This window comes from Bradyrhizobium sp. IAR9 (genome assembly GCF_013408065.1).
In the GTDB taxonomy this organism is placed as follows: domain Bacteria; phylum Pseudomonadota; class Alphaproteobacteria; order Rhizobiales; family Xanthobacteraceae; genus Bradyrhizobium.
In genome coordinates this window covers 1-21,162 of record NZ_JACBZW010000028.1, presented here as the reverse complement: position 1 = coordinate 21,162, position 21,162 = coordinate 1, and the positions used below count along the sequence as shown (strand labels likewise).

Here is a 21,162-nt window from a genome sequence, read left to right as displayed (position 1 = left end):
CAGAAGACCCTGCAACCCCTCGACAACCCGTTCGGCACGAGGTTGTCACCCATCTCTTAGGTACGATCCGTTACCCATCTCTTCGGGCCGGACATTGCGAAGGCTGGCGGAGGGAGAGCAACCGAGTTCCAACATTCTCCACTCGAATCGCAGCCGTACAGCCGGAAACGCACTGACTTCCAATTACTTAGGGCAGCCCAGCTATCGGCGGTACTTCGGCGAACTGCATTGGAGCCGGTTTTCGGCCGGTTCGCCCATCGCGCGCCATATGTCTCCGTCGGCCCAATCGTGCTCTTCGGCCTCTACACTGGCTGGTCGAGGTGGCACGAACTAATGATCTGACCGTCACCAGCGTCCATCCGTCGCCACGCAGGCCGGTTGCTGGAACCTGTCGCCTGGCATATCCCCTCCCAGGGGATAGGATCATATCATGAGCCAGCAGCACGTTCACGACAGCCACCCGGATATCGTCAAGCGCCTGAAGCGCGCGAACGGCCACCTGCAGAGGGTCGTAGCAATGTTTGCCGAAGGGCGTTCTTGCCTCGATCTGGCGCAGCAACTTCACGCCGTGGAGAAGGCGATCGCCGAGGCAAAGAAAACCCTCATCCATGACCACGTCGACAACTGTCTGAACGTCGCCGCCAACGACGGATCCGGCAAATCGGCGCGGACCGTGCTCGCCGAGTTCAAGGCGATCTCGCGTTATCTGTAGGAACTCACGATGACGCCGGCCCGCATGATAGTCTTGAGCGTGTTTTTCGCTGCCGCCCTCGCCGGTGGGCACGCTGTCGCGCAGAAGCGGGCTGTCATCACTATGGACAACGGCCAGATCGAGCTCGCGGGCATCGATCTGACACAGGCTGGCGCCGCCTCGATCGCGCGGCGGGTGTCCGTGCCAGGTACGATTGTGCCCGACTCGGGCCGGGTCGCGCATGTCTCGGTCAAGCTCGCCGGCTCGGTCGCCGAACTGCGGAAAAACATCGGGGACGACGTCGCCAAGGACGAGATCCTCGCCGTGCTTGAAAGCCGAGAGGTCGCCGACGCCAAGAGCGAATATCTGGCCGCCAGACTGAACAACGAACTTCAGCAGGATCTCACCGCGCGCGACAAGTCGCTTTGGGAAGGTCGCGCAGTTCCCGAGCAGCAGTACATTAAATCGCGCAACGCGGCGGCCCAGACCGAGATGCGGTTTAGCATCGCGCGCCAGAAGCTGATGGCGCTCGGCGTCACGGATGGAGAGATAGCCGTCCTGCCCCAGGCGCCTGACGGCACGCTCCGGAGCCAGAACGTCCGTGCTCCTATCCACGGACGCATTGCCGAGCGGAAGGTGGAGCTTGGGACCGCAGTCGGCCGCGACAACCTCGAAACAGAACTCTTCGTTATCGTCGATCTGAGCCGCGTCTGGGTCGAGCTTTCGGTATCTTCTGCCGACCTGTCCCTCGTCAAAGAAGGGCAATCCATTGACGTCGCGCTGCGCGGCCCCTCCGAAACCGGCACCGGCACGATCGTCTTCGTCAGTCCGCTCTTGGACAAGGACACGCGTTCCGCCCGCGTCGTCGCTTCACTCGACAACCCCAAGGGCCGCTGGCGCCCCGGCTCGTTTGTGACGGTCGCCATCGAAATCGAGAAGCGCGATGCGCCCGTCACAGTGCCGTTCGCCGCGATCCAGACGGTCGAGGGCCGCAAGGCCGTGTTCGTCCGGACGAAGGACGGTTTCGAGACCCGGGAAGTCAAGATAGGTCGGCGGGACGGCACCACAGTCGAGATTGTCTCAGGGCTGGCCGCCGGCGAAACGATCGCGGCCTCGAACACCTTCTCTCTCAAGGCCGAAGTCGCCAAGCCAGGTGACGAGGACTGACCATGATCGAGCGCATCGTCGCGTTTTCCGTCCAACGCCGGTGGCTGGTGCTGATGGTGACGCTCGCCGCCGCCGCGACCGGATTCTGGTCGCTGCGCAGCCTGCCCATAGACGCGGTGCCGGACGTGACCAACGTCCAGGTGCAGGTCAACGCGGTCGCGCCCGCTCTTACCCCGACCGAGATTGAGAAGCAGGTCACGGTGGCGCTGGAGACGGCGTTGGCCGGCATTCCCGGTCTGGAATCGACGCGCTCGTTCTCGCGAAACGGCTTCGCCCAGATCACCGTCGTGTTTGCCGACCGGACCAACATCTATTTCGCGCGCCAGCTCGTCTCGGAGCGGCTGGTCGAGGCCAAGACGAGCCTGCCGCCGGGCGTCGACGTCCGGATGGGGCCGGTGTCGACCGGCCTCGGCGAGATCTATTGGTGGGCCGTCGAGTATGAAAAGCCCGGCGCCGCGGCACCCGTGCATGACGGACAGCCTGGTTGGCAGACCGACGGCAGCTACCTGACGCCGGAAGGCGAACACCTCACCGACGATTTCCAGCGCACAGTATACCTCCGGACCGTGCAGGACTGGATCGTCCGCCCCCAAATGAGGACCGTTCCCGGCGTTGCCGGCGCAGACGCGATCGGCGGCTTCGTCAAACAGTTCCAGGTGCAGCCGGATCCGGCGAAACTCGTCGGCTACGGCCTGTCCTTCAAGCAGGTGATCGAAGCGATCGAGGCCAACAACGCCAGCCGCGGCGCGAACTACATCGAGCAAAACGGCGAGGGTTACGTGGTTCGCACCGCAGGCCGCGTCGAAAATCTGGCCGACATCGAGAATATCGTCGTCGCGACCCGTGGCGCCGTGCCGGTGCGCGTCAAGGACGTCGCCGAGGTCGTCATCGGCAAAGAGCTCCGGACCGGCAGCGCCAGCGTCGACGGGCGCGAGGTGGTGCTCGGCACCGCGCTGATGCTGATCGGCGGCAACAGCCGGACGGTGGCGGCCGCCGCCGATGCCAAGATCAAGGACATCAGCAAAACCCTACCGCCCGGCATCTATGCGCACACGGTCCTCAATCGCACCCAGCTCGTCGATGCCACGATCCACACGGTCGCCAAGAACCTCGCGGAAGGCGCGCTGCTGGTGATCGTGGTGCTATTCGTCCTGCTCGGAAACTTCAGGGCAGCGTTAGTCACCGCCCTCGTCATCCCGATCACGATGCTGATCGCAGCGAGTGGGATGCTGCAGGGAAAGATCAGCGCCAACCTCATGAGCCTCGGCGCCCTCGACTTTGGCCTGATAGTCGATGGCGCCGTCATCATCGCGGAGAACAGCTTGCGTCACCTGGCCGAGCGCCAGCGCGAACTCGGGCGTGTGCTGTCGCAGCAGGAACGTCTGGACACGGTGACCGCGTCGACCGCCGAGATGATCCGACCGTCCGTGTTCGGCCAAGTCATCATCATCCTCGTCTATACGCCGCTCCTGGCCTTCACCGGAGTCGAGGGCAAGACGTTCGAGCCGATGGCGCTCACGGTGATGATCGCGCTCGCCGTCGCATTCGTCCTTTCTCTGACTTTCGTTCCGGCGGCGGTCGCCATCGCGATCCGCGGCCGGGTCACCGAAAACGAGAACGTGCTCGTCCGGACGCTCAAGCGGTGGTACGCGCCCATCCTCCGGACTTCCATTGCCCGGCCTCTTCCTGCCATCGCGGCCGCCGCCCTGCTCTTTTTGGGGGCCGCCCTGCTGTTTAGCCGTTTGGGGCAGGAGTTCACGCCGACCCTCGACGAGAAGAACATCGTCATGGAGGTGAAGCGGGTGCCATCGACGGCGCTCGCACAGTCGCAGCGGATGCAGCTTCTCATCGAAAGGCAGATCAGCACGCTCGACGAGGTCTCGTTCGTGTTCTCCCGCACCGGCACTCCGGACCTGGCTGCCGACCCGATGCCACCGTCCTCGTCCGACACCTACATCATCGTCAAGCCTCAGGAGGAATGGCCAGATCCTTCGGCGACCAAGGAGGACCTGATCAAGAAGATCGAGGCCGTGACCGCCAAGCTCCCCGGCAACAAGGTCGGGTTCTCGCAGCCGATCGAGATGCGTTTCAACGAACTCATCGCGGGCGTCCGCGAGGATCTGGCGGTGAAGGTGTTCGGCGACGACTTCGGGCAGATGCAGAAAACCGCCGGCCAGATCGCCGAGGTCATTCGAAAGATCGATGGGGCCGAAAGCGTGAAGACCGAGGAGACGTCAGGCCTGCCCTTCCTCGAGATCAAAATCGACAAAGGCGAGATCGCGCGGCGCGGCCTTAGCCTTGCCGCGGTGCAGGACCTCATAGCTACCGCAATCGGAGGCACCGATGCCGGTCTGGTGTTCGAAGGCGATCGGCGGTTCAAGATCGTGGTTCGGCTCTCGGACGCGTTGCGGGACGATATCCCTGCGCTAGAGGAACTACCGGTCCCCCTCCCCCACGGGAATCCGAACACACCCGCCGCAACGATCCCCCTGCGGAGCATCGCTTCGTTCGAGCAGACCACCGGTTACAACCAAATCAGCCGCGAGAACGGCAAGCGCCGCGTAGTGGCCACTGCCGAGGTCCGCGGCCGGGACATCGGTTCGCTGGTTGCGGAGGCGCAAACTAAGGTGTCGGAGCAGGTGAAGCTTCCGTCCGGCAGCTATCTTGCCTGGGGAGGCCAGTTCGAGAATTTCGCGGTCGCGCGCCAGCGTCTCGCCTTCGTCGTACCGGGGGTGTTCGCGCTGATCTTCATGCTGCTGTTCGGCGCGCTCGGCTCGGTCCGCGATGCCGCGCTCGTCTTCAGTGCCGTGCCGCTCGCGCTGACGGGCGGGATCGCGGCGCTCTGGCTCCGTGGCATGCCGTTCTCGATCTCGGCCGCGGTCGGCTTCATCGCACTGTCCGGAGTCGCGGTCCTGAACGGCCTGGTCATGCTGACCCAGATCCGCTCGTCGATCGCCGGGGGCGACGATCCCCGCCACGCAATCGCCGAGGGCGCGTTGACACGCTTCCGCCCCGTCGCAATGACCGCCCTGGTGGCCTCGCTCGGCTTCGTCCCGATGGCGCTGGCGACCGGGACCGGCGCCGAGGTCCAGAAACCGCTAGCGACCGTCGTCATCGGTGGGCTGCTCACCGCGACGCTTCTGACGCTCGTCGTGCTGCCAGCGCTCTACGCCAGATTCGCGATCCCCGCTGACCAGGGCCGGCGGCGCAATGCCGCCCCGCTCGTTGTTCACGATCGCGCCGCGGAGTAACCGCACGTCGTGCAGGGTTAGAAAGGCGCGTCGACACACAGCGTGCGTGGCGCTAACCACAGAAGCCAGTTCGTCAACCGGAGGCTCGCCGACTATGGAGGTCGGCTAGAGAACTCCAGGCACGGCGGCGCTGGTCCCGCCAACAGCGGGCGAGGTGAACCCTACGCGACCCTCGGGAGAGGCAGTTCGGCGACGCCCGGCACCACTTCCTTGATGCGGATATTGCGGAATTGCACCTTCGAGCCATCATGATGGTTCTGCAGTGCGATATGGCCGCGAAGTGACCGCGGCTTGGGGTCCGTATAGTCGTTCACAAGCACATCATTTAGGTTCACCTTGATGCGGTTGCCGATGGCTTCGATCATCAACGTGTTCCACTGCCACGGGCCCTTCGCGACATCTGTGCGGGTCGGGGCACTGATGTTGTAAATTGCGCCGGTGCTCCGTAAGGGATCGTTCTCCTTTTGCGCCTCGGAATTGTACCCGCGAGGATCGATCTGAATTTCGTAGCTCTGGTCGATCGCCGCCATCCAATCGTTCGGATTCGAGCTGTTCAAGTTCGGCACGCGGATGAAAACACCGGAGTTGTCGGTGCGGCTCGCGTTCTGCCATTCGAGCTCGAGCACGAAATCGGAGAAGCTTTCGCGCGTATACCACAGCAGCCCGGATCCGCCGACGGACTCGAGAATGTCGAACACCTGGAGGAAGCTCCCGACGCCCGACATCTGCCAATCGGCCAAACTCCCGGAGTAGAGCGATTTGAACTGCACCGACGGGGCCGGCGTCAGTGCGGCAACGACGGCAGCGCTTGTCTCACGGGCGAGCGCTAGGCCAGTCAAAGAAGGATTCGCCGACCCGACAGTTGGGAACAAGGCAGGACCCGCAACGTAGGAATTCGAGATGTGATGGAAGCGTCCGGTGGGGTCAGTAATCGACATAGCCGGATCATCGCCCATCCACAGGGTACCCGCCTCATGGTGGGTATTGCCCAACTGGTCCTTCGTGACGGCAAACGGATCGGCTGGCGGAGCGCTCTGCCAGCCGCCGTTGTATAAATACTGGACGTCGCCGGCGCTCTTGCCGAGGCGACCAGCCAACTCGACAGCCGCTGCGGCGATCTTTCTCCATGCGGCGTAGTCGTTCGGCGTGGGCGTGAGATTGACCCAAGCGCGCGCGCTCAGACCATCGTTCTGAAGCGGATCGGCTCCGTTCGTGAGGTTCACGAAGCTCGTCGTGCTGCCTGGGCCGCTGTGCTTGTCCCCGTCCATTTCTCCGAGTCCCCGGAAGACGATTGCCACCCAATCCGGGTCTTCGTTTGCAAGCAGGTTCCGCAAGAGATCGATGTCGGGCACCATTGTCCACATCGTCGCTTCCGGGTTCTGTCCCTTCTCCGCCGATGCGAGCACCTGAAAATGATAGCGGCGCTTGCTTCCGTCGGGATTGGTGATCTCGCCACGGACGATCGCGCCGCCCTGTTCGAGGGTTGTGGACGCGCCCAGCCCGAGGGCGCTGCGCTTGACGCGCACCGTGAGATTGGTGCGCAGATGGGCCATGAAATTGGCGCCCATGCTGAACGGGCCGCGGGTAACCGGAAACGACTCAAGGGCCAACCGCGTCGACTCGATGGTGCCCGCCGCCAGGACCACCTGACAATCGGTACTGAGATTGTTCAGAGCGGAAAGCGACCGGACTTGACCATTATAGGTTAGATCGATTCCGCTGACCCTGCCTCCGCTGGTCTGCAGGCGTATGACGTGACACCTGGGAACGAGGAAGAAGCGGCGCCGCGAATTGTCGTTCAAGTTCCAGCGCTTGGCGATGTCGTCCCGGATGCTTTCGAGCAGCATGGGTCCGCTGCTGAACTTGTCGAACGAAAACAGCCCCGGGCCCGGCGAGTTCGCCTGCACCGCGATCGGAGCTTCTTCGACGAGATCCAAGCTCACGTCAGGCAGAATTACGTTCGTACCTGCAGCAACGGCTCCCAACTCGGCATTGACCGCCGTGTTGAGGGGACCGGACAGGTAATCTGCCTTGTCCTGTACGCCGATCTCGCGCTCGACATCCGGGTAGTTCGCGTTCAGAAAATCGCGCGCGCCTTTCGGCCACGCATTTAGGTCCGCCGGCATTAGCCGCGGCGACCAACCTCCCCAGAAGAGCGAGCGTCCACCCGGGCAGTAAGCAAGCCCCGTGAACGGCACGTTGCTGTGCCAAGGAATGCCCCACACGCCGTTACGCGCGCCTGGATCCTGATTGTTGGCCGTGACCAGCGCGCTATCCGGCGCATTCAGGCCGAGATGCGGCATGTTCTGCACGTGGGTGGGCGCGAGATAGCCGCCCGCGTCCAGGAGCAGCACCCGTAAGTTCTGGTCGGCGCCTGCGCGATAGATTTTGCTGGCAGCGTACGCGCCGAACATCCCGGCGCCGATGACGACGACATCGAATGGCCTGCCGCCATTGTTCACAGCTTCGTCATATGTGCTGCACACGTACCTACCGAGCAGATCACGCGTGAATTCGGTGTCTTGAATGTCGACTGGAGTGGAGGGGTCATTTCGCAGAAAGGTCAGCATCGGAGAGCTCCTTTCGGGGCGTTGTTGCCGCAGCGTAGACGTTCGCACAGGACCGGCGGCAAAGACCTGGTGCGCGTGCGGGGCCAAAATATGAGAAGCGTGCTTCCCGCTATATGAGCCGGTTCACACGCAAAGCGCGAATTAGCTTGGCTCGACGGGGGCCGGACTGGCCTGTCAGAACTCCAGTTGGTCGCGTACCGCGTCGATCCCCGCTTTCGCGCACGCTTCGTCCGCGTCGCCGCCGGGGGCGCCGGATACTCCGACCGCGCCGACCAGAGAGCCGCCAGCTTCGACGATCAGTCCTCCTCCGATGATGACCGCTCCTGGCAGATTGCGAATGCCTGCCTGCATCATGCCCGGCTGGCTGGCCGCATTCAGCTCGGTCGTGCTCGTCTTGAAGGACACGGCCGTCCATGCCTTGCCGGAAGCAGTCACGGGCGTGTGAGGTCCCGCAAAGCGATCGCGGAGCATCACTTGGGTGACGCCGAAGCGATCGACGACTGCGACCGCAACTTGGTAGCCACGGCCACGGCAGCCATCCAAAGCAGCGCGCGCGAGATCGAGGGCCAGCTCGGGACTAAGAGATTTGTAGACGACGATGGCCTCTGTCGCCCGGGCGGGACTGCCGAACAAAGTCAGCAGGGCGGTCGCGACTAACAGACCTCGTATATCCATGACTATCTCCGGCAGAGCTGAGCGGCGGTCTAATTGATCTCGCCATATGCCAGATCATCGAACAGGGTCACACTGTCCGCCTTGGTCCACAAGCCAATCATGCCAGCGTCAGGAATCGTACCGTCCTCCACCTCGAATATCTGCTTACCGTCATAGGTCACCTTGAACCGGTTTCCCGTGAAGTCGCAACGCAGCGCGTGCCATTGCCCGGACGCCACCGGCGTGCTGACGCCATAGCCCCCCTTGCGTCCGACAACGTCGAGCGAGGTTCGTACGCCTTTGATGGTCTTGTAGAGCACCACGTTGTCCTCCAGCGCGTTGGCGCGGACGACATAGTAGTTGTCCGCGTCTTTCGCGCGCCAGATGATGCCTGCGGCGCGATCCTCTGAGCCGGCGATAGCCTTGAATTTGACCTCCACGAAGCCGTCACGGACCTTGGAATCGTTCTTGATGGCTACCGGGAAGGTCGCCCGCCCGGATTGCTTGAGCACGTTCGGCTTGCTCGGCGCCGTGCCGTCGGCCTCAACGGTCCATTTCGATTGTCCCCGGCCGGTCTTCGTCAAAGTCCATCCTTCCGGCGGCATTCCGGCAGGAGTGCTGTCAAAGTTCAGCGTGTTGGCCACGGCGTTACCTCCCATCAGCAAAACGAGCAAAAGAGCCGAGGCAAGCCCCACCCGCGCAAAGCGTCCAGCGGGGGGACGACTGGGCTTATCGATCTTCGCGTCGCCGCTATCCTGCTTTTCACGGGCGGGCTCTACGAACAAAGCCGATCTGTGCGAGTTGGTGCACACCTCCAGCGAGGAAGGGAGACCATCATGAGAAACTCTGCACAGGCTGCCCTTTTGTCCACTGTCGTACTGGCCTTCGTGTTCGGCGGAGGCGCGGCACAAGCGCAGTCCACCCCTGTCCAGCAACCTCAGCCGCCGCAGCAGTCCGAACAGTCTCGTGAGCAAGATCGCAGCCGCGCGGAAGACGTCACGATAGGACGCGACTGGAAGGCTCAGGGCGGCGAGACCGATCAGGCCGGCCAGGCTGCGCCAAACGACGACCATCAGACCGTCGGCCGCGACTGGCGCGCGCGCCCGGACGATAAGGATCGACAATAGGCAACCCGGCCAGACTCGAGATATCGGACGTGCGGCGGTAGAAGCGATTGCCGCAAGTCGCTCCACAGCCAGGTAGGGCATCAAGCGACTCCTTCGTTCAAGCTTGGCTCAACTCTTCGAACTGGCCGTCTTGTCGAGCGCCGCACGCAGGCCCTCGGCGAGCTTGTCGGCGTCGTCGTTCGCCCAGAAGTGCATGAAGAAAAGTCGCGGCTGCTCGTCGAGCATGTGGCTGTGAAGAGCGGTCACCTCAATGCCGTGTGCTCGCAGCGCCAGGATGACCGGGTTGACCTCGTCGCCGGTCAGCACGAAATCACCCGTGATGGCGGCCTTCCCGCCTCCCGTCGGCTGGAAGTTGATACCGGTCGCGACGCCCATCGGGCCGACGGGGGTCAAGGGCATGCCGTCCTGCGTGATCGGGTCTCGCCGCTTGACGTTGAATTGGTAGACGCCGCCGTTCGCCTGGCCCTTTATGCCGACGATCTGGTCGAGCTTCGCGGTGTCGAGATCGACGGAGGGCGGCGGGTTCGCCGGCGCCACGACGGTCAGTGGCGTCTTGCTCTCGGCCAGCGCATCGTGGATTGCCGAAGCCAGCTTGACGGCATCGCCGTGGCCGGCGACGTGCATGTAGAAGGTCGCCGGGCTCGCGCGCAGCAGATGATTGTGCACGGCAGTGATCTCGAGACCGCTCGCGATCATCTTCGCCATCACGGGATTGATCTCGGTCTCGAGCAGCACAAGATCGCCCATGACCATGGCGCCGCCGTGGCCTGGCTTGAACGCGACCCAGCCGCCGAGCGCCAGCGCCGGCTTGATCGCAACGCCGTCCAGCGTCACAGCCAGATCGGTACGGGGAAAGCCGTACCGATGGACGTCGTCCGAGACGGCAGCCTTCCGCCCCAGCGTCTCGTCGACCTTCTGCCAGTCGATACTCTGCGCACGCGCCGTCGTCACGAAGGAACCGAAAGCAGGTGCGAGGATGCATGCGCCGAGCGCGATCAGCGTGTGGATTGTCCGCTTCATCGTACTTCTCCTCATCTCCTCGAACTCAGTTGCGTTCTTTGATCTGGCCGCTGCTGTCGACGACGAGCGTCACCGGCTTGCCGTCCTTCATCGCTTTGGCGCTGATGCCTTCGGCTGTCGACTTGACGTCTTTCACCTGCGAGTAGCCGGCCGCCTGAATCTTGGCGACCAGCTCTTCCTGGGTCAGGGCGTGGGCGGGCGAGAGCCCCACCGCAAGCACTACGAAGAGCGCTGCCCGATAGATCGTCGACGTTCGCATGTCTGATCTCCTGGTTGTCCTGCCCCAGAAGTCGTTCCTGCCGCCGGGCTCACTTAGCCTTGTTGGTCGGCCGCACCGCGCCGGGAATCGGGCGTGGATCGGCCGAGAAGTCCTCATCGATGCGCACATCGATGAGCATCGGCGCGGCCGCCGTGCCTATCAATCGAGATAGTTTGTCGGGTGAAAAGGAGGTGTAGATAGCTGACATGCTGCGCCCTTGGTGATCAGGACGCGATTCTTGGGCATGACGCCTCGCGGGGAGATCGCACATCCCCGTGGCGCGAATAGATGCCCAGACGACGGGGCTGTCAACCCGAGTGAGCCAAGGCCTTCCAATAATTACCGGCCCGACGTCACGAAGATTTTTATCGGATGGAACGAAGTTGACCTCGGCGCTGGCTTCCCGACCTAGCTTACGAGGATAAGATTGACCACTTGCTGGCACCTAGCGACCTCACGTAGACTGCAGGCGCGGGATCAAGCAGACTCCCGGCGAGACTTCGGTCCAAGCTCTGCGCAGCACGCAACACGTGGAGCTTGCGCATGGATACCGAACGACAACCCTCTCCCAGACGCACTGTCGCCATTCTCTCGCGAGGAGATGCCGTCGCACGTCGGCAAGCCACCTCGAAAAGCGGTCGATTCGTCGACGTCTTCGAAGCACTCGCAGCCGTCGACGTCGACGGGCACCCCGCGATCTACGACGAAAGCTTCGCTGACGAGGTCCGCGAGCAGCTACTCGCGGTGGACGGCGTGCTCGTCTGGGTCAATCCGATCCAGGACGGCCGAAACCGCACTGGCCTCGACGCCCTGCTGCGCGACCTCGCCGCGCAGGGTGTATGGGTAAGCGCACATCCGGACGTCATCCTCAAGATGGGCACCAAGGAGGTCCTCTATCGCACCCGTTCGATGGGGTGGGGATCGGACACGGCGCTGTATCAAACCGCGGCGACGATGCGCGCCGAGCTGCCGGCGCGGCTCGCCGCCGGTCCGCGAGTGATCAAGCGCAACCGAGGCAACGGTGGCCAAGGCGTCTGGAAGGTCGAGAAGCTGCCGACCTCCTCCATGATCAAGGTCCTGGATGCGACCAAGGACACGCCCGAGGAACTGACGCTAGATGATTTTCTCCGTCGCTGTGCCGAGTATTTCGAGAATGGCAGCGTCATCGACCAGGCGTTCCAGCCTCGCCTGAGCGAGGGCGTGGTGCGCTGCTACATGGCAGGTGACCGCTGCGCCGGTTTCGGCCAACACAAGGTCAAAGCCCTGGTCGACTCGCCGGCCGCACGTTCGGAGGCGGGACCGCGGCTCTACAGTTCGAACGCAGACCCCCGCTTCCAGCGGCTGCGGCGGCTGATGGAAGACGAGTGGACGCCGCAGCTCACCTCGTTGCTCGACATCGCGCGCGATGACCTGCCCGCGATCTGGGACGCCGACTTCATGCTCGGCCCCATCAAGGCTGATGGAAGCGATAGCTACGTGCTGGGAGAGATCAATGTCAGCTCGGTGCATCCCTACCCGAGCGAAGCGCCGGCCGAGATTGCCAGACGGGTTGCCGACCGGCTGCAGCTAAAGCTCTGATGCATGCTGACGGTGACAGGGCTCAAGCGCCTCCACCTCTCCGTATCATTCGACCTGCAGGACGGCGAATGCGTCGCCCTGCAGGGGCCTTCAGGGGTCGGGAAGACCTTGCTGCTCCGCTCCATCGCGGATCTCGATCCCAACGAAGGAACGGTCAAGCTGGACGGCACACTCAGAGAAGCGATGCCCGCCCCTGCCTGGCGGAGGCGAGTGACCTACCTCGCCGCCGAACCCGGCTGGTGGTCCGACACCGTGCAAGAGCACTTCGTGGCCTGGGAGGATGCCCTTCCGCTGGTCGCGCGACTGGGCTTGCCGGACGACTGCGGAGCTTGGTCCATCCAAAGACTTTCGACCGGCGAGAGACTGCGGTTGGGACTTGCGCGAGCGCTCATGCTGCGATCGCGGGTACTTCTGCTGGACGAGCCGACTTCTGCCCTCGACCCGGCAGCCGCTGCGGCCGTGGAAGGCGTGATTGCCGAACGCATCTCGGATGGAACGAGTGTCGTCTGGAGTACCCACGACGACGCCCAAGCCCGCCGCGTCGGGTCAAGGATTCTTGCAATGAGGCCCGACGGCAGCATCGAGGAAAGGCAGCCGTGACCTACATCCAGCTTTCGTACGGCAATCTGGTCCTACCGGCACTCCTCGTCGTCATGGATGGCGTCTTCTCGCTCGTTCTCCGCCTAAAGCTCGAGAAGCAACTGGCTATTGCGACCGTGCGCATGGTGGTCCAGCTCGTCCTCGTCGGATACGTGCTGACGTTCCTTTTTGCCGCGGTGTCGCCGCTCTGGACCGGTCTCGCCGCCCTGATCATGGTCCTCTTCGCCTCGCGGGAGATCGTCGCGCGGCAGAAGCGGCGCCTTCAGGGCGTTTGGAAGTATGGTCTGGGCGCGGGATGCACGCTGCTCGCTGCCGGTACCGTCACGATGTTCGCACTCCTGACGGAGCTACGGCCCGATCCTTGGTATCATCCGCGCTATGCCCTGCCCTTGCTGGGCATGATGCTGGGCAACACCATGACCGGGATAGGCCTGGGCCTGGACGTGCTGACGAACAGCCTGGTGCGCGAACGAGCCGCTGTGGAAGCTTGTCTTGCGCTGGGCGGCACTCGGCACCAAGCTCTGCTGCCTGTCATACGCGACGCCTTGAGAAGCGGCTTCATGCCGATCATAAACAGCATGGCGGCGATCGGGCTCGTTTCCTTGCCAGGGATGATGACCGGCCAGATCCTTGCGGGCGTCGAGCCTGTGGATGCGGTCAAATATCAATTGCTGATCATGTTCCTTATCGCAGGTGGGACTGGGCTCGGAACGTTGGCTGCCGTCCTTGGCGGCGCCCGCCTGCTCACTGACCATCGACATCGGCTGCGTCTGGATCGCCTCGCCGCGGAAAAGTCCACTTGAACCCACTGGACGTTCAGCGGCCATCTCGCTGCGCAATCCTGCTCCCATCGGTAACTCGATCGCTGGGGTGCAGCACCACCCGGTCCCCCGGAGCGAGGCCGGAGAGAACTTCTGCTGACCGGTTGTTCCGGTGCCCGATCTGGACAGGGAGGGTCTTGGCGCGGCCGTTCTCGTCGGCGAAAATAGCCCACTGGTCGCCTTTCCTGAACAAGGCGCTCACCGGCACGGTCAGGGCGTCCGGAGCGCTCCAGGTGGTCACGTGGACGACGACCCGATAGTCGTGGCCAAGCGAGGCCCAGGCCTCGGGCGGATCCGCGAAGTCGATGGTCACCCGGACCCGCTGCTCCTCGATGCCGAGGGCCGAGACCTTCAGGAAGCCGGCGGGGTCCACCCGGACCACCTTTCCCTTGATCGGCTGACCGCCCCAGCCGTCGATCCGGACGGGGGCGCCGACCTTGATCTGGACGGCATCGGTGGAGAGCAGGTCGGCCACGATCTCCAGATCGAGCGGGTTGCCGATGTCGACGAGGCGCGTCCCGGGAAGGACCGTCGCCTCGCTGTCCTGAAGGATCGCCAACACGCGTCCGCTCGCCGGCGCCAGCACCCGGATGCAGCAGGTCGGCTCCGCGGAGGGCGCCGCGTTGGCCGGGTCCGTCAATCGAGCGGCTAGGCTGGTACGCACCGCGCGGCGCATCTCGACTTGGGCCTTGGCGCTCGCCAAGTTGGCCTCGCTCGTCGCCACCTCGAATTTCGCCTTGTCGAAGGACTGGGCCGAGGTCGACTGCGTCCGCAGCAGCGTCTGCGCTCGCTGGAATTCGGTCCGCGAGAACTCCAGTGCCGCTTCGATCCGCTTCACCTCGGCTTCCTGCTGCTGGATCGCAGCGTCGGCGGCCAGCACCTCGGCCTGAAGCTGGTCGCGCGAGCGCACGTCAATGAAGCCCGGCAGCGCCGGCTGCATCAAGGCGATGACGGTCTGGTTCGCGACGACCTCGTCCCCGACGTGAAGCGAAGGCCCCTGCTCGCCGAGCGGATGCGAAATCCTGAGGACCTTGCCTGCGATGGGCGCCGAGACCGTGTAGACGTGGCGCACGTGGGTCTTGCCGGCGTCGTCCGCCGTAACTTCGATGGGTCCCTTCGCGACCGTCGTGAGGTCCACCAGAACGGGCCGCGCCCAGGCGAACCAGGCCAGCCCTCCCGCGATCGCGGCCAAGGCCGCTGCGCCGATGATGCGTTTGGTCCAGTTAGCCGGCATGGCTAGTCTCGCGTCTTGAGGACCGCGACGAGGTCCAGGTTGTCGATGCGTTGGCGGATGACCGCCGCGGATGCGATCGCGGCCAGCACCACGACCGATGTGGCGACCACGTAGGTGGAGTACTCGACGACCAGGCGGACGCGCATCAGTTCGCCAGCGAGGTTGGTCTTCATGACCCAAGCGAGCCCGTAGCCCATTAGCCAGCCTGGCGGTTGCGCGACCAGCGTCAGGATCGCCAGCTCGAGCAGCAGGATCCGGAGGACTTCGCCGCGCGTGAAGCCGAGCACGCGCAAGCTGGCCAGCTCGCGGGCGCGTTCGGAGAGCGAGATCCGAGCATTGTTGTAGACGACGCCGAACGCGATCACGGCGGCGAGCCCGGTGTAGATGCTCGCCATCGTAGTGACGAGCAGGGCGAGGGTCTTGCGGAAGTTCGCCAGCGAGACGCGCTGCAGCGCCACGCCGCCGACCGTCGGCATGGCCTTCACCGCCGCGTAGAAGTCTTCCTTGCGGTTCTCGTCGAGGCTGAGGTTCACGCTGTTCACGACAGGCGCCTCGCGCATCAGCTTGCGGAGCGCCTCGATGTCCATCACGCCCCTGATGCCGAAATAGTCCTCGACGGTCGCCACGATCGGCATCGTCACCGTGCGGCGGGCGCCTTCCAGCAGATCGAGCTCGACGGTATCGCCGGCCCCGACACCGAGAATGTGACCGAGCATGGCCGAGATGGCGAGGCCGGTCTCCGGAAGCGCGGCGGGCCGGAGGTCGGCGTCGATGATGCGCCGCAGATCGGCACCGGCTGGCCGACCGCTGATCGTGATCCTGCGTTCGACGTTGCCATGGCGGATCCGGACGGGCACCTCGCGGAACGGCTCGGCGGTCAGAACGCCCGGCAGCCGGTTCACCTGCTGCACGACGTTCTCGATTCGCCTCTCGGCAAAGCCGATGGTCGCATCCTGCCGATCGGCGAGGAAGTACGTCACGTCGATCAGTTGCTCCATGGTGTCCCGTGTGAACAAGGAGACGACCAGGATGGCCGTCGCTAGCGCCATGCCGAGCGTCGTGAACGCGGCGCGGACCGGGTGCCGCGCGATGTTGCGGATCATCATGAGAGTCGGCTGCGACACGATCTGGTCGAGCTGGATGTTCGACGGCAGCAGCCGCCGATAGACCGGTGGGGCTGGCGGCTGCATGGCGACCGCGGGAGGCAGCTTCACCACTTCACGCAGCGCCCGAAACGCGCCGACGGCGGCGGCGGCCGCGCTGAGGGCGCCAGCAATGAGGTACAGATCCGGAGCCTTCGCGAACACCAGGAATGGGAAATGGAAGAAGTCACCGAACAGCGCGGTGACGCGATATCCAAGCCACGTGCCGGCGACGCCGCCCAGGATGACCCCGATCACCACGATCAGCGCCACAAACTTGAAGTAGTGCAGCACGATGCTGCTGTCGGCGTAGCCGAGTGCCTTCAAGAGCCCGATCTGCTCGCGCTCCAGCGCGACCAGCCGGGTCAGGGTGAGATTGACCAGGAAGGCGGCCACCAGCAGAAAGATCGGAGGGAGCGTGCGGCTCATGTTGTTGAGCATGTCGAGCTCATGGTCGAGCCAGGCGTGCGAGGTCTGGTCCTTCCGGCCGTGCGCGGCCTGGCCGCCATACGGGTCTAGCAAGGCGTCAAGCCGCGCGATCACCTCGCGCTCGGACGCGCCTGGCTGCAGCTTGACGGACACCGCGGAGAAGGCGCCGTCGAGATCGTAGACGCCGGCGAGCGCCTTCTCCGACATCCAGACGATGGCGTAGCGGCGGTCGTCTGGCATCAGATCGCCGGGCCCGACGGTGTAGACGAACTCCGGGGACAGCGCGGTGCCGACGATGACGAGCTCGCGCTTCTTGCCGTTCAGGATGGCCGAGAACCGCGCCCCTTCCGAGAAACCGTGAGCTCGAGCGAACGGCTCGTTGACGACGACCTCCTCGGCCCGCCCCGGCTCCGGAAGCCGTCCGGAACGCACGTTGAGCCGATTGAGATGCGGCTCGCCGTTGTCGGGTAGCGAGACGAACCGTGCGCTGGCGGGCTCGGAAAACCCGGGAATGTCGAGTAGCGCCGGTTTGGCGATGCGGGCGTCGACCGCGGCGACGCCCGGTATCTCGCCGATCCTGTCGGCGAGCGCCTTGGGCGCCCGCTTGGCCTCGGCGAACACATTGCCGAAGCCGCAGCGTTCGTAGTACGCGATCCGGGTCTCCTCCAAGGAGCGATGCGAGCCGACCGCGAGCACCAGCGTCGCGACGCCGCCTCCGACGACGAGCGCGACGGCGAGAACCTGCGCCCAGAGCCGCCTGACGTCTCGGAACAGCTTGATGTCGAGCGCGCTCATGCCCTCACCAGGTGAGTTCGGCCGCTTCCCGGCGGACCTCGTTCGTCCGGACGCGGGCGATCCGGCCGTCGGCGAAGAACAGCACCCTGTCGGCGACTCCCTGGATGCTGGCGTTGTGGGTGATGATGACGGTGGTGGTCCCTAGCTGCCGGTTGACGCCCAGCAGCGCCTCGATGACGCGAATGCCTGTCTTGGAATCCAGCGCTCCGGTTGGCTCGTCGCAGAGCAGCACCGCCGGGCGCTTCGCGATGGCGCGGGCGATGGCGACCCGCTGCTGCTCGCCGCCGGATAGCTGGGCTGGAAAGTGGTGCATCCGCTCTTCGAGGCCGACCAGCGCGAGTGCGTCGGCCGGGCGCATCGGGCTCTTGGCGACTTCGGTGACCAGCGCGACGTTTTCATAGGCCGTGAGACTCGGCACCAGATTGTAGAACTGGAACACGAAGCCGACGTGGTCGCGGCGGTACTTGGTCAGTTCACGGTCCTCAAGCTCGGTCAGATCGAGATCACGGAAGAACAGACTGCCGCTGGTCGGCCGGTCCAGACCGCCCATGATGTTGAGCAGCGTCGTCTTGCCGCTGCCGGACGGTCCGAGCAGTACGACCACTTCCTTTTCCGTGATTTCGAGGTCTACCTCGTTGAGGGCATGCACCTTCACCTCGCCCGAGACGTAGGTCTTGGTCAGTGCCTTCGCTGAAAAAACGGCTTCGCTCATGGCTCCCCACGCGTCGGGCGATTGTGGGCCGGCCCGGAATTCCGGTATTGACGCAGGTCAGGGTGCGGCGCCCTCCGCAATCGCCGCGTTGGGACGCTCCGCGGCTTCGCGGATGAACATCACGATGCTTGCGGCCCAGACCAGGGCCATGCCGAGCAGCACCCACTTGAAATCGGAATGGATCATGAAATTGACGGCGGCCATCAGGCCGATGGAGAGCCCGCCGGCGATTCCGGCGCCGGCCGCAACGACCGACCGATGGTCCCGGAACGATGTCCACGCCAGCGTGAGCGCGAGCACTCCGGTGGCCGCCACGTAGCCTCCCATGACGCGGAGTACGTGGGTGAGCCACGCTGACAGCTGCGGCCCGATCGACTGCAATTCGGCCGGGGTGAGACTCATGTACCGGATGTCCTCCGGCAGCAACGGTGGCCGAAGGACAAGGAAGTAGATGCCGACGCCCACCAGCAGGATGCCGGATATGGCTAGGAGCACCGAGGATGGACGCCAGCGTATCTCGGGCATCGTGGCCACCCCCGATCAGCCGTGGTGGAGGCTGCTGCCCGACGAGCCCGTACCGAGAATCCGGCTCAGGCGCGGCATCAAGCCGGGGACTTCGGCGGCGTACCTCGCGTAGGCTTCGCCGAATTCCGACCTGGCGTCCCGTTCCTCGTCGCGGGCGAGCTTCACGTACATGATCGTCAGCACCGGAAACATCGCCAGCGTGAGGATCGTCGGCCACTGCAGTAGGAAGCCGAACATCACCAGCACGAAGCCGACGTACTGCGGATGCCGGACGTAGCTGTAGGGGCCGATGGTCGCCAAGCTTCGAGTCTGCTGCGCGTCGTACAGCACCTTCCAGGCGGCGGAGATCAGGATGTACCCGGCGCCGATGAAGATGAAGCTCAGGATGTGGAACGGACCGGCGTGCGGGTTGGCCTTCCAGCCGAACATCATCTCGAGCAAGTGCCCGGCGTCATGGGAGAACCAGTCGACGTTCGGGTAGTGCGACTGCAGCCAGCCGGACAGGAAGAAGATGGTGAGCGGGAAGCCGTACATCTCGACGAACAGCGCGACCAGAAACGCGCTGAAGGCGCTGAAGGAGCGCCAGTCGCGGGAGGTCTGCGGCTTGAAGAAACTGTAGGCGAACAGGATGAACACCGCCGAATTGACGATGACGAGGCTCCAGAGGCCGTAAGCGGGCGCGGTGTCGTGCATCACACGCTCCTTGAGTCGTTCGGCCGATCGCCGCCATGATGGTGGCCGTGTCCTCCGTGCATGAAGAAGTGCATCAGCGGGCAAGCGAGCAGAGGCAGCCAGACCAGGAGCCCTAGGACATGGGCTCGGTGCTCGGTGAACAGGAGCGCGCCGGCGATGGTGAGGAATCCCATCAGGACAAGGCCGGCTTTGGCCTTGGTGGACATGCCCTCTTGGGGGCGATCTCGATACCCGGAATGATCCTGCACCGACATAGCCACGCTCCTATGGTTCTGACAAGCGTACCGCCGCCGTTGCCGTCATTGTTGAGGCAGGTCAAAAATCCGGCGGTTTCTCACCTGCCTTACATCGGCATGCGCATCCGCCCGCGCTGCGTCATGGGCATCATACCCATCTGTGGCGCGAGCAGCTCGTCGGCGGCCTTCTGCTCGTCGGAAAGCTGCCGACGAGGTTATTCAGCGCCGACTTCATCGCTCGGGTGGACTTCAGCTCAGCAGATCCACCAGGATCCTCCGATCCGGCCCCCTGAGACATCATCGAGGTGCGCAGATCCCCGAGGGTCTTGGCCTTCGCGACCCGCATCGACGATTGCCGTGATCGTGGCGACAGGCCAAACGATGGGAGTGACCAGGTCAAACAAACTAGTGGTTCTGCAAGTCCAACAAACGGAACTCCCTCCCTTGAGATTCCTCAAAGCGGATCCTCTCACTGCAGCTCATGATGAGCTTCCACCATCCGGGAGAACAGACATGATCACGAAGAAGCTTTTGGCCGCCCTTGGCGTGGTTGCCCTGCTGGCAGCCCCGGCCATGGCTCAGACGGCCGACAAGGAAAAGAACGGTCACCACTACAGTGGCGGTCCGAAAACCGAGGTTCCCCACCATATGGGTCCGAAGGAGACCGTCGGTTCCTCCAAGAAGAAGACCTCCGGAGGTCACCACTACACCGGGGGGCCATCGACATCGAACCCGCATCACATGGGCGACAAGGACAAGTAGTCACATCCCGTACGGCTGATGCGACGGTAGGCTTCTCCGACCAACAGCTTTGATTGGTAACAAGCGACGAGGGGTGCACATGGATCGTGTGCGCCCGCCGCTGGCCCGGTTGCCAGAATAGGCTGCAAGGGGCCGAAGATCTCGTCGCGCCCAGCTTGCTCTCTCCAACCTTCGGACTTCTGTCGGCCGCGGTAGTCGCCGCAATGGCTATCTTCGTTCAGCATCGTTGGCAAAGCGCTAAGGCTTCGCAGTTGGGGGATTGGCAATCTTAAATCGGTCCGCCGTCGCCTTGCTGACGTCCGGTTTGCGCAAAGAGCGACTTTCTAAGCAAAGTCCGCTTCTGACCCTTAGACCTCTCGCGCAGCCCGCCGATTTCTGCATTTGGCTCATTGGCGACAATCCGGCCTCAAGGCGAGATGGGTTGTGGACTCGTTCCCTTAATCAGGTCGTACGGCGAGGCAATCTAGCTGTTCTGGTGATTCGCGTATTGAAAGTTATGACATATGTCGGTCGCTGACCGACCACGCCACTCAGCCTGATTTGCTTCGGATCAATCCCGTCGCCGTACCCAATAGCTATGTGGATTTGGATCGCCATCCATGTCTTGAGCACGGCTGCTTCGAAGCGCTCCGAGCACTACGGGTGACGATCCATGAACCCGCTCGGCGGCTTCGCGGGGAAGGAGATAAAAGTCGAATTGCCAAATCGCCATGAAGCAACACTAAGACAGGGGAGTTCGTCAGCCAAACTGAAAGCGCAGCAGGACAAACACTGCCGCAATAGCCCTTAGTCCGCGATGGCGCCATGTGTGGACGGCTCCTGGTTGGCAAGGAGAATCTTCACTTTGCGGCGTTGGTCGGAGCGGCCATGTGTTCGGCCTGTTTGCGCGGTTCACG

Annotated in this window: 18 protein-coding genes and 1 pseudogene; 7 read left to right on the top strand and 12 right to left on the bottom strand. The window is 63.8% G+C overall.

Annotation, left to right across the window (positions count from 1 at the left end; translation table 11 throughout):
- The first annotated feature begins 430 nt into the window (after positions 1-430).
- The 3 genes from GGD67_RS38915 to GGD67_RS38905 are packed head-to-tail and all read left to right on the top strand — an operon-like array spanning position 431 to position 5,109.
- Positions 431-712: a metal-sensing transcriptional repressor gene (locus GGD67_RS38915; protein ID WP_179740307.1), complete on the top strand. Its 282-nt coding sequence runs from the start codon at positions 431-433 to the stop codon at positions 710-712.
- Between the two features lie 9 nt (positions 713-721).
- The gene (locus GGD67_RS38910; RefSeq protein WP_179740299.1) at positions 722-1,858 is read left to right on the top strand and encodes an efflux RND transporter periplasmic adaptor subunit; all 1,137 of its coding nucleotides are present in this window, start codon (positions 722-724) and stop codon (positions 1,856-1,858) included.
- 2 nt (positions 1,859-1,860) lie between these two features.
- Complete coding sequence (locus GGD67_RS38905) at positions 1,861-5,109, top strand: efflux RND transporter permease subunit (RefSeq protein WP_179740297.1); 3,249 nt, start codon at positions 1,861-1,863, stop codon at positions 5,107-5,109.
- Positions 5,110-5,270: 161 nt separating this feature from the next.
- Here the strand turns inward: GGD67_RS38905 and GGD67_RS38900 are convergent, their stop codons facing one another.
- The 6 genes and pseudogenes from GGD67_RS38900 to GGD67_RS38875 form a co-directional block, all read right to left on the bottom strand.
- Positions 5,271-7,679 (bottom strand): family 16 glycoside hydrolase, encoded by a 2,409-nt coding sequence (locus GGD67_RS38900; protein ID WP_179740295.1) that lies wholly within the window; start codon positions 7,677-7,679, stop codon positions 5,271-5,273.
- Positions 7,680-7,853: 174 nt separating this feature from the next.
- Positions 7,854-8,354, bottom strand: a complete 501-nt coding sequence (locus tag GGD67_RS38895) for a heme-binding protein (RefSeq protein WP_179740293.1) — start codon at positions 8,352-8,354, stop codon at positions 7,854-7,856.
- A 29-nt stretch (positions 8,355-8,383) separates the two neighbouring features.
- Positions 8,384-9,541, bottom strand: coding sequence for a DUF1080 domain-containing protein (locus GGD67_RS39655; RefSeq protein ID WP_246784569.1), 1,158 nt, complete (start codon positions 9,539-9,541; stop codon positions 8,384-8,386).
- Positions 9,542-9,568: 27 nt separating this feature from the next.
- On the bottom strand, positions 9,569-10,480 hold the full coding sequence (locus tag GGD67_RS38885) for a DUF1259 domain-containing protein (RefSeq protein ID WP_179740291.1): 912 nt from the start codon (positions 10,478-10,480) through the stop codon (positions 9,569-9,571).
- Between the two features lie 25 nt (positions 10,481-10,505).
- Positions 10,506-10,739 (bottom strand): PepSY domain-containing protein, encoded by a 234-nt coding sequence (locus GGD67_RS38880; protein WP_179740289.1) that lies wholly within the window; start codon positions 10,737-10,739, stop codon positions 10,506-10,508.
- Positions 10,740-10,809: 70 nt separating this feature from the next.
- Positions 10,810-10,947: pseudogene (locus GGD67_RS38875) on the bottom strand (sulfurtransferase); the annotation flags it as partial.
- A gap of 335 nt (positions 10,948-11,282) precedes the next feature.
- Between GGD67_RS38875 and GGD67_RS38870 the strand changes: the two are divergent.
- From GGD67_RS38870 to GGD67_RS38860, 3 genes are read left to right on the top strand one after another with little or no spacing between them, the layout of a single operon-like run.
- Positions 11,283-12,317, top strand: a complete 1,035-nt coding sequence (locus GGD67_RS38870; RefSeq protein WP_179740287.1) for a Cj0069 family protein — start codon at positions 11,283-11,285, stop codon at positions 12,315-12,317.
- Positions 12,318-12,320: 3 nt separating this feature from the next.
- Entirely contained in the window at positions 12,321-12,917 is a 597-nt protein-coding gene (locus tag GGD67_RS38865; RefSeq protein ID WP_179740285.1) for an ATP-binding cassette domain-containing protein, read from the top strand.
- On the top strand, positions 12,914-13,720 hold the full coding sequence (locus GGD67_RS38860) for an ABC transporter permease (RefSeq protein WP_179740283.1): 807 nt from the start codon (positions 12,914-12,916) through the stop codon (positions 13,718-13,720). Before GGD67_RS38865 ends, GGD67_RS38860 begins: the two co-directional genes overlap by 4 nt.
- A gap of 13 nt (positions 13,721-13,733) precedes the next feature.
- Here the strand turns inward: GGD67_RS38860 and GGD67_RS38855 are convergent, their stop codons facing one another.
- The 6 genes from GGD67_RS38855 to GGD67_RS38830 are packed head-to-tail and all read right to left on the bottom strand — an operon-like array spanning position 13,734 to position 19,522.
- Positions 13,734-14,972 (bottom strand): efflux RND transporter periplasmic adaptor subunit, encoded by a 1,239-nt coding sequence (locus tag GGD67_RS38855; protein ID WP_179740281.1) that lies wholly within the window; start codon positions 14,970-14,972, stop codon positions 13,734-13,736.
- Between the two features lie 2 nt (positions 14,973-14,974).
- Positions 14,975-17,338 (bottom strand): ABC transporter permease, encoded by a 2,364-nt coding sequence (locus GGD67_RS38850; protein ID WP_179740279.1) that lies wholly within the window; start codon positions 17,336-17,338, stop codon positions 14,975-14,977.
- Positions 17,339-17,342: 4 nt separating this feature from the next.
- Positions 17,343-18,050 (bottom strand): ABC transporter ATP-binding protein, encoded by a 708-nt coding sequence (locus tag GGD67_RS38845; RefSeq protein ID WP_179740277.1) that lies wholly within the window; start codon positions 18,048-18,050, stop codon positions 17,343-17,345.
- 57 nt (positions 18,051-18,107) lie between these two features.
- The gene (locus tag GGD67_RS38840; protein ID WP_179740275.1) at positions 18,108-18,575 is read right to left on the bottom strand and encodes a hypothetical protein; all 468 of its coding nucleotides are present in this window, start codon (positions 18,573-18,575) and stop codon (positions 18,108-18,110) included.
- 15 nt (positions 18,576-18,590) lie between these two features.
- Positions 18,591-19,268 (bottom strand): isoprenylcysteine carboxylmethyltransferase family protein, encoded by a 678-nt coding sequence (locus GGD67_RS38835; RefSeq protein ID WP_179740273.1) that lies wholly within the window; start codon positions 19,266-19,268, stop codon positions 18,591-18,593.
- Entirely contained in the window at positions 19,268-19,522 is a 255-nt protein-coding gene (locus GGD67_RS38830; RefSeq protein ID WP_179740271.1) for a DUF2933 domain-containing protein, read from the bottom strand. The genes GGD67_RS38835 and GGD67_RS38830 overlap by 1 nt, the downstream gene beginning before the upstream one ends.
- Positions 19,523-20,017: 495 nt before the next feature.
- On the opposite strand from GGD67_RS38830, the gene GGD67_RS38825 reads away from it, so the two are divergent.
- A complete protein-coding gene (locus GGD67_RS38825; RefSeq protein ID WP_179740268.1) occupies positions 20,018-20,266 on the top strand; it encodes a hypothetical protein in 249 nt (82 codons plus the stop codon).
- Positions 20,267-21,162: the final 896 nt, after the last annotated feature.

Coding starts and splice junctions, on each gene's coding strand:
- GGD67_RS38835 (WP_179740273.1), bottom strand. CDS start 19,268: ATGCACGACACCGCGCCCGCTTACGGCCTCTGGAGCCTCGTCATCGTC.
- GGD67_RS38900 (WP_179740295.1), bottom strand. CDS start 7,679: ATGCTGACCTTTCTGCGAAATGACCCCTCCACTCCAGTCGACATTCAA.
- GGD67_RS38865 (WP_179740285.1), top strand. CDS start 12,321: ATGCTGACGGTGACAGGGCTCAAGCGCCTCCACCTCTCCGTATCATTC.
- GGD67_RS38850 (WP_179740279.1), bottom strand. CDS start 17,338: ATGAGCGCGCTCGACATCAAGCTGTTCCGAGACGTCAGGCGGCTCTGG.
- GGD67_RS38825 (WP_179740268.1), top strand. CDS start 20,018: ATGATCACGAAGAAGCTTTTGGCCGCCCTTGGCGTGGTTGCCCTGCTG.
- GGD67_RS38910 (WP_179740299.1), top strand. CDS start 722: ATGACGCCGGCCCGCATGATAGTCTTGAGCGTGTTTTTCGCTGCCGCC.
- GGD67_RS38845 (WP_179740277.1), bottom strand. CDS start 18,050: ATGAGCGAAGCCGTTTTTTCAGCGAAGGCACTGACCAAGACCTACGTC.
- GGD67_RS38880 (WP_179740289.1), bottom strand. CDS start 10,739: ATGCGAACGTCGACGATCTATCGGGCAGCGCTCTTCGTAGTGCTTGCG.
- GGD67_RS38830 (WP_179740271.1), bottom strand. CDS start 19,522: ATGTCGGTGCAGGATCATTCCGGGTATCGAGATCGCCCCCAAGAGGGC.
- GGD67_RS38915 (WP_179740307.1), top strand. CDS start 431: ATGAGCCAGCAGCACGTTCACGACAGCCACCCGGATATCGTCAAGCGC.
- GGD67_RS38895 (WP_179740293.1), bottom strand. CDS start 8,354: ATGGATATACGAGGTCTGTTAGTCGCGACCGCCCTGCTGACTTTGTTC.
- GGD67_RS38870 (WP_179740287.1), top strand. CDS start 11,283: ATGGATACCGAACGACAACCCTCTCCCAGACGCACTGTCGCCATTCTC.
- GGD67_RS38855 (WP_179740281.1), bottom strand. CDS start 14,972: ATGCCGGCTAACTGGACCAAACGCATCATCGGCGCAGCGGCCTTGGCC.
- GGD67_RS38840 (WP_179740275.1), bottom strand. CDS start 18,575: ATGCCCGAGATACGCTGGCGTCCATCCTCGGTGCTCCTAGCCATATCC.
- GGD67_RS39655 (WP_246784569.1), bottom strand. CDS start 9,541: ATGCCCTACCTGGCTGTGGAGCGACTTGCGGCAATCGCTTCTACCGCC.
- GGD67_RS38905 (WP_179740297.1), top strand. CDS start 1,861: ATGATCGAGCGCATCGTCGCGTTTTCCGTCCAACGCCGGTGGCTGGTG.
- GGD67_RS38885 (WP_179740291.1), bottom strand. CDS start 10,480: ATGAAGCGGACAATCCACACGCTGATCGCGCTCGGCGCATGCATCCTC.